This is a genomic window from Shimia sediminis, from assembly GCF_003990645.1.
GTDB lineage: Bacteria > Pseudomonadota > Alphaproteobacteria > Rhodobacterales > Rhodobacteraceae > Shimia > Shimia sediminis.
In genome coordinates this window covers 116,378-129,237 of record NZ_RYZK01000011.1, presented here as the reverse complement: position 1 = coordinate 129,237, position 12,860 = coordinate 116,378, and the positions used below count along the sequence as shown (strand labels likewise).

Annotated in this window: 12 protein-coding genes; 6 read left to right on the top strand and 6 right to left on the bottom strand. The window is 56.9% G+C overall.

The annotated features are described in order from the left end of the window. The first annotated feature begins 567 nt into the window (after positions 1 to 567). Complete coding sequence (locus tag EK369_RS18600; RefSeq protein ID WP_127115766.1) at positions 568 to 2,229, top strand: ABC transporter substrate-binding protein; 1,662 nt, start codon at positions 568 to 570, stop codon at positions 2,227 to 2,229. A gap of 64 nt (positions 2,230 to 2,293) precedes the next feature. Then, entirely contained in the window at positions 2,294 to 2,776 is a 483-nt protein-coding gene (locus EK369_RS18595) for a DUF2165 family protein (protein WP_127115765.1), read from the top strand. Here EK369_RS18595 and EK369_RS18590 read toward each other — a convergent pair. Next, on the bottom strand, positions 2,766 to 3,740 hold the full coding sequence (locus EK369_RS18590) for a zinc ABC transporter substrate-binding protein (RefSeq protein ID WP_127115764.1): 975 nt from the start codon (positions 3,738 to 3,740) through the stop codon (positions 2,766 to 2,768). The two genes, EK369_RS18595 and EK369_RS18590, sit on opposite strands and share 11 nt — an antisense overlap. A gap of 94 nt (positions 3,741 to 3,834) precedes the next feature. Here EK369_RS18590 and EK369_RS18585 point away from each other — a divergent pair, with 94 nt between their 5' ends. Genes EK369_RS18585 through EK369_RS18575 form a run of 3 tightly spaced genes read left to right on the top strand, consistent with a single transcriptional unit; the run spans position 3,835 to position 5,846 of the window. Continuing rightward, complete coding sequence (locus EK369_RS18585; RefSeq protein ID WP_127115763.1) at positions 3,835 to 4,305, top strand: transcriptional repressor; 471 nt, start codon at positions 3,835 to 3,837, stop codon at positions 4,303 to 4,305. A 1-nt stretch (position 4,306) separates the two neighbouring features. Continuing rightward, entirely contained in the window at positions 4,307 to 5,062 is a 756-nt protein-coding gene (locus tag EK369_RS18580; protein ID WP_127115762.1) for a metal ABC transporter ATP-binding protein, read from the top strand. Further along, complete coding sequence (locus EK369_RS18575; RefSeq protein WP_127115761.1) at positions 5,055 to 5,846, top strand: iron chelate uptake ABC transporter family permease subunit; 792 nt, start codon at positions 5,055 to 5,057, stop codon at positions 5,844 to 5,846. Before EK369_RS18580 ends, EK369_RS18575 begins: the two co-directional genes overlap by 8 nt. Before the next feature lie 77 nt (positions 5,847 to 5,923). Here the strand turns inward: EK369_RS18575 and EK369_RS18570 are convergent, their stop codons facing one another. The 5 genes from EK369_RS18570 to EK369_RS18550 all read right to left on the bottom strand — a co-directional run bounded on the left by EK369_RS18570 (position 5,924) and on the right by EK369_RS18550 (position 11,484). Continuing rightward, positions 5,924 to 7,150, bottom strand: a complete 1,227-nt coding sequence (locus EK369_RS18570; RefSeq protein ID WP_127115760.1) for a serine hydrolase domain-containing protein — start codon at positions 7,148 to 7,150, stop codon at positions 5,924 to 5,926. Between the two features lie 66 nt (positions 7,151 to 7,216). Next, positions 7,217 to 8,737 carry a class I adenylate-forming enzyme family protein gene (locus EK369_RS18565; protein WP_127115759.1) on the bottom strand — a complete coding sequence of 507 codons (1,521 nt, stop codon included), beginning with the start codon at positions 8,735 to 8,737 and terminating at the stop codon, positions 7,217 to 7,219. 95 nt (positions 8,738 to 8,832) lie between these two features. After that, complete coding sequence (locus EK369_RS18560; RefSeq protein WP_127115758.1) at positions 8,833 to 9,177, bottom strand: RidA family protein; 345 nt, start codon at positions 9,175 to 9,177, stop codon at positions 8,833 to 8,835. Between the two features lie 60 nt (positions 9,178 to 9,237). Next, entirely contained in the window at positions 9,238 to 10,128 is an 891-nt protein-coding gene (locus EK369_RS18555) for a glycosyltransferase family 2 protein (RefSeq protein ID WP_127115757.1), read from the bottom strand. A 12-nt stretch (positions 10,129 to 10,140) separates the two neighbouring features. Further along, positions 10,141 to 11,484 carry a sulfatase-like hydrolase/transferase gene (locus EK369_RS18550; protein WP_127115756.1) on the bottom strand — a complete coding sequence of 448 codons (1,344 nt, stop codon included), beginning with the start codon at positions 11,482 to 11,484 and terminating at the stop codon, positions 10,141 to 10,143. 314 nt (positions 11,485 to 11,798) lie between these two features. Between EK369_RS18550 and EK369_RS18545 the strand changes: the two genes are divergently transcribed. Further along, entirely contained in the window at positions 11,799 to 12,827 is a 1,029-nt protein-coding gene (locus EK369_RS18545; RefSeq protein WP_164727041.1) for a hypothetical protein, read from the top strand. The last annotated feature ends 33 nt before the right edge of the window (positions 12,828 to 12,860 follow it).

The following is a 12,860-nucleotide window of genomic DNA, read 5'->3' as shown; positions in this document are numbered from 1 at the left end:
GTATGCTCATCCGAGATGCCTACGAGCAAAATTCGACGGCAGCAACGAGGGCAGGTTTATGTGACAACGCCGGCAATGCTGCTTTGCCGCAATTCACGGGCGCCGGGAATCTTCGGGTCAACAGTCAGGGCGGGTTGACATGAATGGTCCATTTGCGACGTTGAGATGTCGATTTATGGTCGTCTAAAGTCGTTATCGGACCAGATGAAATGCAGGGCTTTGAACCTAAACTCGCCTATGTATTGCTGCGAGCCCGGAAATCTCAATCGCGACCCTGAAGCGATCGTCCAAAACCGTCTTGGTGGGACGAGTGGTACTATGTTCCCCCGACACGCACAAAAAAATGAGTCGATATTAGTTGCAACCACCTCCCAAGCTGTGGATGGTTATGAGAGGTTGGAAAACTGGAGTCTTTTCAGTTCGTTAATGCCAATCCAAGACTCGGTTTTTTCCCGGGGGGGAGAACAACAATAAAAGAGTAACAACGATGGCCTGTCCGGTCCGTCGAACGACTGCAGCGCTGCTGCGCAAATGGGACAAAACCCAATACCAACAGAGAGGAAAACAATGACCTTTTTTAAACGCAACGGAGACCCGATGCCGCAAATGATCGTCGACCAGGCGAGCAAAGTCGGCAACGATCCCGTAAACCGTCGCGAATTCCTGGCCATGGCCAGCACCTTTGGCGCCACTGCGGCAACCGCTTATGGCATGCTGGGTATGGCAGCACCTGCCCGTGCAGCCGGCACTCCGAAACAAGGCGGCACCGTACGCATCCAAACAGAAGTCCGCGCTCTGAAAGATCCGCGCACCTATGACTGGTCGCAGATCGCCAACTTCTCGCGCGGCTGGCTTGAGTATCTCGTTCTCTATCAAAACGACGGTACCTTCCAGCCATCCCTGCTTGAAGGTTGGGACATCAGCGAAGATGCCAAAACCTATACGCTGAACGTCCGCAAAGGCGTGAAGTGGAACAATGGCGACGACTTTACCGCGGAAGACGTGGCGCGTAACATCACCGGCTGGTGTGACAAAGATGTCGAAGGCAACTCGATGGCCGGGCGCTTCGGAGTTCTGGTTGACCCGAACACCAACAAAGCAGTTGATGGCGCAATCGAAGTTGTTGACAGCCACACGGTCAGGCTGAACCTGCCCAAGTCGGACATCTCGCTTATTGCGGGTATGGCGGACTACCCAGCGGCAATCGTTCATTCGTCGTTTGATCCGGTTAACATGCTGGGCAACCCGGTCGGCACTGGCCCGTACCTGCCCGAGTCGCTTGAAGTTGGCGTTGGCGGGGTTCTGGTTCGCAACGAAGACCATACCTGGTGGAACGCGGGCAACGGCGCCTGGATGGATCGCATCGAGTACGTTGACTACGGCACAGATCCTGCTGCATGGGTTGCAGCGGCAGAAGCTGAAGAAGTGGACGCGCTTTATTCGGTTGATGGCGAGTTCATCGACATCATCGCGACCCTTGACGGCTGGGTACAGAACGAGGTGGTCACCATGGCCAGCATCGTGATCCGCCCGAACCAGCTGGCAGAAGTTGATGGCAAGATGCCTTACGCGGACAAACGCGTCCGCCAGGCGATCTCGATGGCCGTTGACAACAACGTTCTGCTGGAACTGGGTTACGACGGTCGCGGTGTTGTGGCCGCCAACCACCACGTTGGTCCGGCACACCCGGAATACGCCGACATCGGTATGCCCAAGCATGATCCCGCTGCTGCCAAGGCGCTTCTGGACGAAGCTGGCATGGGCGACTTCGAGATGGAAATCCACTCGATTGATGACGCATGGCGCAAGAACACCACCGATGCGGTGGCTGCTCAGCTGCGTGACGCGGGCTTCAATGTCAAACGGACCATCCTGCCCGGTTCGACCTTCTGGAACGATTGGACCAAATATCCGTTCTCGTCGACCAACTGGAACCACCGTCCACTTGGTGTGCAGATCTGGGCTCTGGCCTATCGTTCGGGCGAAGCCTGGAACGAATTCGGCTATGCAAACGCTGAGTTCGACGCGGTTCTGGAGCAAGCGCTGGCAACTGCAGACGTTGAAAAGCGTCGCGAGTTGATGGCCAAGGGTGAGGCGATCCTGCAAGAGGACGCCGTAACCATCCAGCCGTATTGGCGGTCGCTCTACAACCACAATAAAGAAGGTCTCGTGGGATGTGAGCACCACATCTCGTTCGAACTGCGTCCACAGGAAATGCACTGGACCTGATTTTCGAATAAAGACGGATTGCGGGTCGCCCTTGGGCGGCCCGTTTTTGTGAAAGGTCACCGATATGGATATGACGTTGATCGCCCAAACCTTCGCTCTGGCATTGCCGGCGATGTGGCTGACACTTGGTGTGCGGGACAACCTTTTGCACCCGGACCTGAACGAGACCTACACGGCCCAGGTCTTTTCCCTGGAGCGGATGAAACAGGAATACCCCGAGGACTATGCGCGCATTCAGCACCGCGCGGTCACCAACCGAAAAGTGCAAAGAGCCGCTTTTCGACTGGTGGTGATTGCCGAGCTATTGACCGTGATTGTCCTGTGGATCGGTGTGGTACTTCTGGTCCTCTCCCTGCTTGCCTCGGTGCCGGTGAGCACCGCGCGCAGCGTTGCAATGCTGGGCGCTCTGATGTTCACAATGATTTGGGGTATGTTCACCGTGGTCGGTGAACACTTTTCCTACTGGTTCTGCCACGAAGGTGCGCAGACGACCCATTTCCAGATGACGCTCTGGGGTATGGCAAACCTGATCCTGCTTAATCTCTGAGGCAATCCGACACGCTCTGCGCCAACCCGCGCAGCATGTCGAGATAGAGGTTGCCGCCCAGGGTCAATTCAACACCCATGGGGTCAATTTCTCCGGTCTTGGCCCTTGCCGCGACCGCTTTGACCAGACGCGGATCAAACTGTGGTTCAACAAAGACACAATGAACGTTCTGGTCTTCAATAACGTGCTCAATCTCGGCCAGCCGGGCGGCGCTCGGGGCGCTTGCATCCGAAATCAGAATTGATCCAGCCGCACGCAGGCCAAACCGATGCTCGAAGTACTGGTAGGCGTCGTGAAACACCACAAAGTGCTGGCCGGCAACCGGTTTCAACATGTCCTGGATATCATGCGTGACGGCGTGAACATCCTTGATCAATTGATCCGCATTAGCCTGATAAACCTCGGTATTGCCCGGGTCCGCTGCGGATAGCACCGTTGCGATATGGGCTGCCCAAACCTCGGCGTTTTCCGGGTCGAGCCACATATGCGGGTCGAGACCCTCGTGTGCGTGGTCGTCACCTTCATGGTCATCATGCGCGTCGTGGCTTTCTTCATGGCCGTGCTCGTTGTCATGCTTATTCTCGTGATCATGATGCTCGGACGCCGCAAAACCAGCGGTTTCCCGAAACTCGTGTCGAACCGTTCCTTGAACATCGGAAAGATCGGAAATCCGGGAGTTTTCTGCCACGGTCTCAAGCGGCTTTTCCAGGCTGGGCAGCAACGCCGGACCCATCCAGAAAACAACATCTGCCTGTTGCAGAGCCCGCGCTGTACTGGGGCGCAGGGCAAAGTCGTGCGGCGACTCTCCGGGTTTCACAATCAGGTCCGGGGTTGCGACACCCTCCATGACACGCGCTACAATCGAATGCACCGGTGCGATGTCTGCAACCACGTGCACCTCATCAGCCCAAGCAGCCCCCGCGCACAAAACTCCGGCAACTGCGCCCCAAATCCGAGCCTTCATGAATCCGCTTCCTTAGTCTAATACCTCACAAGACGCTGGCACTACATGATATGTTATATTATATCAAGTGTCATTCTGACCGGAAGAGGCCGCCATGCATGACATCGGATTCGAAAACCATGACCACGACGCTTGTGTCGCCGAAGCGCTGCGCACGGCGGAAACCTGCTGTACGGACCGCAAGGTCCAGCTGACTCCGGTCCGCCGCCGTGTGCTGGAAATTCTCTTGCAGGAACACCGTGCGATGGGGGCCTATGACATCCTTGGTCAACTGGCCGACGAAGGCTTGGGCTCGCAACCGCCGGTGGCTTACCGCGCGCTCGATTTTCTGGAGACCCAGGGCTTTGTGCACAAGATCGAAAGGCTCAATGCCTGGCTGGCTTGTACCCATGCAGGGGACGCACACTCTCCGGTTTTTCTGATCTGCCGTAAATGCGGGTCCGTGGCTGAATCCAGGATGTCGGGGCACGGGCTTCTCGACGCTGCCAGGGCGGTTGATTTCCAAATTGAAACAACCGTCGTCGAAGCCGAAGGCTTGTGCCCAGCCTGTCAAAAGGCCGCCTGACATGAGTCTTATCACCCTCACGAATATTGGCGTGCGATTGGGCGGGCATCAGGCGCTGTCACATGTTGATTTCTCGATCGACGAGGGCGAAATCGTCACGGTTGTTGGTCCAAATGGCTCGGGCAAGACCACGTTGCTGCGCACCATCATCGGCGCCCAGAAAACCAGTTCGGGCCGCATTGAGCGCGCCAGGGGATTGCGGGTGGGTTATGTACCTCAAAGCTTGTCGATCGACTCAACCCTGCCCCTGACGGTTCGGCGCTTTCTCAGCTTGCCGCTGCGCCACAGTGGTGCGGCCATGGAAGCCGCCCTTATACAGGCAGGTGTCGAAGGCCTGCTGAACCGGCAGATGTCGGCCCTTTCCGGAGGGCAATTCCAGCGCGTGCTGTTGGCGCGTGCCCTGTTGAAAAAGCCTGACCTCCTGATCCTCGATGAACCCACGACAGGGCTCGACCAACCAGGCTCGGCCAGCCTGTATCGGCAGATTGAACAGGTGCGCGCCACGCTTGGAACCGCCATCCTGATGGTCAGCCACGAACTGCATGTGGTGATGAGCGCGTCAGACCGGGTGATTTGCCTGAACGGGCATGTGTGTTGCCATGGCACCCCGGAAATTGTCGCCTCGGCGCCAGAGTACCGGGCGCTGTTTGGCACTGGCACCCAAGGTGCCCTGGCACTTTACCGTCACGATCATGACCACCACCACCATAGCCATGCAGACCACAGCCACGAGCACGGAGCCTGCGATCATGCTTGATGATTTCCTGATCCGCGCAACGCTTGCTGGCGTCGGTGTTGCATTGGCCGCGGCACCCTTGGGATGCTTCGTGGTATGGCGGCGCATGGCCTATTTCGGCGATGCCACCGCCCACGCGGCGATTCTGGGTGTGGCACTGTCACTTGCGCTCTCGACTTCGGTCTTTGCGGGCGCGCTGGCCGTGGCGCTCATCATGGCGCTGACCGTCTCAACTCTCTCGGGACGTGGCTATGCCATGGATACCCTGTTGGGGGTTCTGGCCCACTCTGCGCTTGCCTTTGGTCTTGTGGCCGTCAGCTTTCTGCATGGGGTGCGCGTTGACCTCAACGCCTATCTCTTTGGCGACATTCTGGCGGTCAGCACCACGGACCTTGCCGTGATCTGGGCTGGTGCGGCTCTGGTTGGTGTGCTGACGATCTGGCGCTGGTCAGCGCTATTGACCGCAACCCTGAACCCCGACCTTGCCTATGCCAGTGGCATTGACCCGAAACGCGAACAGCTGGTCCTCACGCTTGGCCTTGCCATCGTGGTTGCCGTGGCGATCAAGGTGGTTGGTGCCTTGCTCATCGTGGCCTTGCTGATCATCCCTGCCGCAAGCGCGCGCCCCCTGTCGCGCACACCCGAAGCCATGGCCCTGATCGCCGCCCTGATCGGTGGCCTTTCTGCCCTCGCGGGGCTGCGGGCCTCGTTCCTCTGGGACACACCCACCGGGCCAACAATCGTTTGCGTGGCGGCTGTGATCTTTCTGCTTACAAACCTCAGCGCCCGTTTCTTGCGAGTCTGACCAGCCTTCTTTTGGCCAAAAATATCCCGCGGTGAATTGGCGCCGGACTTGCTCCGGGGCCAAGAGGGGCTGGCCCCTTACCCGGTCAAAGCCGCATGCACCAATGCCTTCATCTCCGATCGTGCGGGATAAGAGCTTGAGGGTGACAGCTGGGTCAGGAACACGACGCTCAGGTCATGTATCGGATCAGTCCAGAAAAACGTCGACGCCATGCCCCCCCAACTGAAGTCTCCAACAGATCCCGGTGTGCGTGTTCTTGCCGGATCCAGCACCACGGCGCCGCCCAGCCCAAAGCCCATGCCGTCCATCGGTTGTTCAGCAAAACTCTGCGGCCCCATTGAGGCGATATCGCCCGGCAAATGATTGCGCATCATGAAATTCATCGTGCTTTCAGACAAAAGCCGTTTGTCGCCAATGCGCCCACGCTGTCGCAGCAGTTCGGAAAATGTCAGAAAATCGTCGATCGTGCCAACCAGCCCACCGCCGCCTGAAAACATATCAGCGGTCAAAAAGGCCGAACCATGGGGGGACTCCACCAATCTCAGGCTTTCGCCCTCGGTGCGCGCGGCGTTCAACGCCATCGCATCCCCAGCCAACGGCGTGTAAAGCGCGGCAAATCGGTCCTTGGCATGGTCCGGGACACGAAACGCGGTTTCGGTCATGTCCAACGGCCCTAGGATGTGTTCGTCGAAAAACGCGTCGAGCTTTTGGCCGGACACCACTTCAACCACGCGCCCGATTACATCCATGGCTACGGAATATTCCCAGCGCTGGCCGGGCTGAAATGCCAACGGAAGCCTCGCAACACGATCCACCATATCGCCCAAAAGTCCCTGACTGGGGCCGAAAATGAGATCCTCGGCGTTCATCGCCTCTGCCAAAACGCCGGGATTGAACGGATAGCTCAGACCGGCCGTATGGGTCATCAACTGGTGCAGTGTGGGGCAAGGTGCGGCCTCGACCTGATCAATGCGAGTTGCACCGGGCACCAGAGCCTGCATCTCGGAAAATTCCGGGAGAAAGGCGCTGACAGGCAAATCAAGGTGAAACAGTCCCTTTTCCACCAACATCATCAGCGCCACCGCCGTCAGCGGCTTGGTCATCGAATAAAGCCGCACGACCGTGTCGCGTTCAAACGGCAACCCATGTTCCATATCGCGCTGACCAGCGGCGTGAAAGAACGCCTCTTGTCCGCCCTTGGCAATCAACATGCTGCACCCGGCGAATTTGCGGTCGTCCACGTACCCCTGCATCCACCCCCGAATGCGGTTCAGTTTCTCGGCGTCGAAGCCATTTGTTGCCATGTGGTGCCCCTGCTCTGGTTCTTCGGCATAACCGTTTCCGCAGGCTCACAAAAGCAGTCGGTGGGGTCAAGCACCCTCTTTGTCCAGAATATCTGCAAAATGTGGGATCAGCTTTGCCTTGAGGATCTTGCCGGTAGGCGCCGCGGGCAGATCATGTGCAATCACGATCTTGCTTGGGCGCTTATAGGGGGCAAGTCGCTCGGACAGGTGCGCTCGCAAGGCCTCTTCCTGCAGACCACTGTCAGGGGAGGTTTTTACAAAGGCCAATACCTCTTCGTTGCCCTCCACTGACCGGCCAACAACACCGGCCACGATGACGTCGGGATGTTCGGTCAGGGCGGCCTCGATCTCGACCGGATAGACGTTGAACCCGGAGCGGATAATCAACTCTTTGCTGCGCCCGACAATATGCAAGCGTCCCTCTTCGTCAAACCGCCCCAGATCGCCGGTTCTGAACACGCCGTTCTTCAGAACCTGGGCTGTTTGCTCGGGGTCTCGAAAATAGCCTTTCATCACCTGCGGGCCACGTACCAGCACCTCTCCGATGCCCTGTTGTGGATCAGCCCCTTCAACGTCCTTGTCCAGAAACAGCTCGCTTTCCAGCATGGGTACGCCGACACTTACGTCCGGGTCCGACATTTCGCTGCGCGTGGCACAAACCCCTGCCGCACATTCCGTCAACCCATAGCCGTTTTGCAGGGGCAGCCCGTAAAACGCCTCGGCTTCGTGCTTCCAGGTTGGATCCAGCGGCGCACCGCCCGAAGAGACATAGCGCAAGATCCCCTTGTCGTAGCGCGCCATGCCATGCTCGCGGGCATAGTGAAACAAATGGGCGTGCATCTGCGGAACGGCAGGCAGCAGGGTCACGTCGTTTTGCAGGGCGTCGTATAGCCGGGCTGCCGAAAACCGAGCCTCGAGCCGCAGCGCACCACGCGCGCAACACACGGCACACAGGGTCACGAGGCCAAAGATATGTGACAGCGGCAGTGCCAGATAGGTCATGTCCCCGTCACTCATTCCCCGCATATCAACCGAGGCCCGCGCCCCTGCCATCAGGTTTTGATGCGTCAACATCGCGGCCTTGGGCGTTCCCGTTGTGCCAGAAGTATATAGCAGCAGCGCGACCTGCTCTTCTGCGGCTTCGTAACAGGGTTCTGGCGTACTGCCCGCGCGGTTGGAGATATGCACTGACCCAAACAGACCGGACACCGGTGCTGCGCCAAAAGCCTGAGCATGGGTTTCCGACGGTCCAGTCACGGATGTCGAAAACACAATCGCGCTTGGGTCCGAATGCGCCACGAGGCGGTTTAGCTCTGTGCCGGTCATGCGGGCATTGATCGCAACGGCTGCGGCATCCAGCAGGCTGGTTGCAAAGAAAAACGCGACAATTTCGGGACAGTTTTCCAGCACCAAAACAACCCGGTCGCCGGGCTGCACACCATGGTGCTGCAACTGTTCGTGCGCATCGCCGACCGCCTGCCACAGCTCGGCCCAGGTCAGCTGACGGCCATCCTCGGCAATCATGGCCAGCCGGTCCGGCGTGGCCTCTGCTGCTGTCCTTACAAAATCATGTACCCGGTCGGTCATGCGCCTCTCCTTGTCCTTGGTGGACTATGGGCGCGGAACCGGTGCACAGGCAAATGAAACGCGACGTTTCAACCTGCGATGCTGTCAGCGCGTCCTTACTCAGGCATCGCCGCAGTCACGATGATTTCAACCTTTAACGCCTCGCGCGCCAGCTTGGCCTCGCCACAGGCGCGTGCTGGCGCGTGGCCTTCGGGCACCCAGGCATCCCATACTGCATTCATCTCAGCGAAATCAGCCATATCCGCGAGCCAGATAATCGCCTGCAGAATATGTTTGTTGTCTGTACCAGCCTCGGCCAGCAGCGCATCCACACGCGCCAGACAATCCCGCGTTTGCTCTGCCACGTCGTCTCCTGCGCCGACCTGGCCGCAAAGATAGACGGTGCTGTTGTGTTTTACGATCTTGCTCATGCGCTGGGCGGTATGAAGGCGTTCAATCATCGGAATCGTGATCCTGTTTCTGAAACTGTCGTTGTGCGATGACGCCGGCTTGTTGTGTTTTCATACAAGCTGCGAAAACCGCTTTGGTATCTGGTAAAGCTGCGTATTTGCGAACTGCCCCCAGATATATTGATCGGTGAACTTTTGTTTCTGCCTACGCGCCATTTTTCGCCGGATTTCCGGCAGCGTGATATCTTCTGGCCCCAGCGTATGGTTGGCCCGGATCTTCTGGTAGTCTTCCAACGTCTTGCTCCATACATGGGCAGGCGTGTCTGCGCCTGAGTCCATCTGTTCCAGCAGCCGCGTCTGGCGCATGGCCCGATCTGTCATTTCATCGACGTCAAAGTATTTGAGATGCACGAGGTAAAGGTCGTCGGACAACGTGCGCGGCCCCAGATTGTTACGATGCGCACCGGGACCAAACATCACCGGTTGCCGCACGAGAATGGGTTTGCTGTAGACGCGGCTGGGCGCGTAGAACCGACGACTGGCCAAAACAGGTTTGCCGCGTTCAATCGGGTCAGGCTCTTCTTCGGGGACATGCACGATGTTGAGCGCAAAGGGGCTGATGCTAGGCGGTGCGGTTCTCAGGTCGGGATAGGTCTGTTCGAGATATGGCACCAAACCGGGCGCCACATCCGGATCCACCACGACCAGTTCGTCGATGTCTGTTGTCAGAAACCAGTTGTAGAATTGCAGCATGCCACTGGTAAAAGCGCTGAGCATGGTCCAGCGGCGGCGGTCGAATTTGACCATCTGCGGATCGCGCGGAACGTTCATGACACTGGCGTCTTTTGCGATCTCGCGGTGCTTGGGATCATTGCCGTGGCTATAGACAAAAAGGTTCTCCGGCCCGACCTGCGCGCCGTAATAATTGTACCACCTTTCGAGCAGGTCATAGTCTTCGTAGACCATCGAGACGATGCCGAGCGGTTTTTTGGTCTTATCCATATTGCCTCGCGCCTATTGAGCCGGTGAAGGTTCGAAATCCCGCAGCCCCAATGTCAAACCATAGTCGGCACAGGTTTCAATCATGGCGTCGCGCATTGGAACGTATTCCGGGTGATCCCGGCCCAGATCGTTGTAATTCCAGATGTCTTCTCTCAGATCAAAAAGCTGCGTTGTCCCGTCCATATAGCGCGCAAGCCGATAGTGCCCCTTGCGAATGGAAACATTGTCAAAGCGGAACGTCGGGATGACCCGATCGGGGTTCGAGGCACCCTGGACCTGCGGTTTCAGCGAGCGCCCGACGCAATCCGCAAGAGGGTCCAGACCGGCATAGTCCAGTACCGTTGGCCCCACATCCAGTAAGGCAACCGGGTCATCGACAACTTGCGGCGTATCCTGATCCGGATCAAAGATCATCATGGGCACACCTGCCGACTGCTCCCAGATCGTGCTTTTGTAGAACCTGTTCCTGACTCCGAGCAGAAAGCCATGGTCAGATACGATGACGACAATGGTATTCTTGGCAAATCGCGAGTTTTGCAGCGCATCCCAGATCCGGCCCAGATGATAATCGCCGTGACTGAGGCCAGCAAAGTAGTTGCGCACATTGTAGCGCCACCAATTCTCATTGCCTTTCTCCAGGTCCGGGGTCTGGGGCATGTGCTCTTCAGAAAAGGGGTGCTTGTCAAACCCCTCATCCCATTCCTCGGGTCTCTGAAAGTTTTTCCAGTTGTACAGGTCTTTAAAGCGGGCGGGCGTAAAGCGGGGTCCGTGCGGGCTGAAAAACCCGACTTCGCGGTAAAAGGGCTCGTCCTTGTCATAGTTTTCAAGGAAGCCGATCGCGGACTCAGCGACCTGCCAGTCATAATAGATGTGGTCATCCGCCTCGTTGGTGGTGGACCACCCGCCACGAATGCCTCTGTCTTTGCGTTTTTCTACATCCGGCGGCAGGGAAAAATCGTCTGTGAAACGCTTCTGCTCATCAGAGTAAATGACATTGTGATGGCGCCGTTTCAGTGGCTTGTAGCCATGATGGATTTTGCCGCCGGACGAGCAGAAATAACCGTTTTGCTTGAGCTTGTAGGACCAGATGTCCGTTGGGTCGGCGCGTTCGAAAACATCAATTGTGTTGTCGAAAATGCCCAGCTGATGCGACGTTTTTGCGGTCATGAAACTGGCGCGCGAGGGTCCGCAGACGGGTGATTGGCAATAGGCCGAGTCAAAAAAGGTTGCGCGGTCCGCGATACGATCCAGATTGGGAGTCTGCAAAGCTTCGCCAAAGCTGTTGCGGTACTTCGGGTAGCTGATGCAATCATCGAAACTGATGAAAAGAATGTTCTTTCTGGACGTGCTTGTCATTGGTGCATCATTTTCCGAATTGAGCAATTTACTTGGATTGAAATAGGGTGTTTTGGATCGGTTCGGGATGTAGCTCTTGCATGATTTGACACGTTCAATCTCGTTTCACACCCAAAAACACAACGCGCTTCATTAGTAGTCCTCAACAAAACCAAGGCCAAATGCCGATACCATTTCGCAGCATGAGTGTTGATGCCTCTGGCACTTTGCAGACCTTAAGCTGCCACTGATTATGTTCCAAGCCTTGCTTTCAAGTTGGCAGTATGGGCCGCGGAAAAAAGAACGTCGATCCTCTGACACCTTGAATTGGTTTCGTGGGGCTGTTGCGAAACACCCTGCGCTTCGCTTTAAAGAGCGGGAGTACTTTGTTCACCAAAAGTGGGTTACTTTGGTTTGGTGCGCGCGATTTGAACGATTTTGGTAAAGGTTACGACCCAATGGACACGTCCGAACTCAAAGAGCATCTCAGTGAGGCAACAAGCACCTATCTCTGGGGTGATGCGATGGACGATTGCCTGGCCAACTGGGATGCCGGCTTTGTCGAATATCTGAACATGGATGATTTCGCGATTGTTATTGAGCGCGGAAACAAGCTGTTGGTCGTCTTCGAATTTGTTGACGACATTGTTGGACGTTCCAGAGATCGCTTGCCGACAGGGTGGGAGCTCGCCGAGGAAAACGGGTGGAGCTACCTGTGCTTTGCGATCAACAAAACCACGGAAAACTACACCAAGGACATTTTTGGCTATTTTGAAGAGCTGACAGAGGATGGCCTGTTTTCCCGCCACACGCGGGCTGCATTGTACGGTGCGCAAGACCTGGGCAGCCTCGCCTGCATGTTCTCAGCCTATATTCAGCACGCATCGGTTATTGCTGTGGACCCTCCGCAGGACCTTGTCACGATAACGGCGGCTACGAACGACCCTGCCAAAGGGCAGGGCGTGGCAGGCATTCCGTCACAAGGTTTGCAAGAGGCCCTCAAGGCCATCGAGCAGCTGGTGCTTATTATGGACCCTTGCCAGTATCACCCACGACACGACCATCAGAGGTCAGAAAACACATGTTTTGTGCTGAACTGCCGGCTTATGGCGCCAAGTACGGCCACCTTCATTCGCCAACTAGGCTTGCACAATGCGGTTATTGAAGAGGCGATGTCCGAGCAACCGGCCTTCCAGAACCTAAATGCCAAGCTCAGAAAGCGGCGTGATTTTCGACCCTATCTCAGGCATTTGCTGCGCAAGAACCAGCGTAGCAATCGTACCCTTTTTGAAAGGATCATTTGCCAGAACGTGACCAATCGGATGCATGCACCGTTCTTTGAAAAACGCTTGAAGCAGCTTTAGAGCCTCGCTGTCTTTTGTGCGAGACGGGTTTCC